The organism is Christiangramia aestuarii (assembly GCF_009735585.1).
Lineage (GTDB): Bacteria > Bacteroidota > Bacteroidia > Flavobacteriales > Flavobacteriaceae > Christiangramia > Christiangramia aestuarii.
Genome location: NZ_VJVW01000119.1, coordinates 1 through 407 on the forward strand (window position 1 = coordinate 1; position 407 = coordinate 407).

At 63.4% G+C, this 407-nt stretch carries 1 protein-coding gene; it reads right to left on the reverse strand.

Annotation, left to right across the window (positions count from 1 at the left end):
* Nucleotides 1-320, reverse strand: a 320-nt coding sequence (locus FLP08_RS17180) for a hypothetical protein (protein ID WP_202912811.1), incomplete at its 3' end; no start/stop codon positions are given.
* Between the last annotated feature and the right edge of the window lie 87 nt (nucleotides 321-407).

Sequence of the window (407 nt, forward strand, 5' to 3'; positions counted from 1 at the left end):
AACTGGATGAAGTTGGAGAGCTGGGTTTCCGGCAGGGTGCGCTGCTCGTTCTGCGCGGTGAGGCCGTGGTACACCAATAGGCCTTCGCTTTCCTCGACCTCGCGAACGGTCATCTTCCAGCCTTCGAAGTGCGTCACTTCATCGCCGGGGGCGAAGCGCACGCGGGTCAGCGGCGCATTGCGCAAGGCGTATTGGCGGGTATCGCCGGTCGCCGGATAGAGCACGGTGAGCAGGCGGCCATCCTGGGCCAGGATGGTCCCCAGGCCCAATTCCGCTTCACTGTCGCTGATCCAGCGTTGCCCCGGTTGATACTGCGCCATGTCCACCTCCCAAAAAAGCCGGGTATGGTACCGCAACGCGTGGCGTTGAGCGACGCTTGGCGATGGATTGCGTGTTGCGCCAGGGCT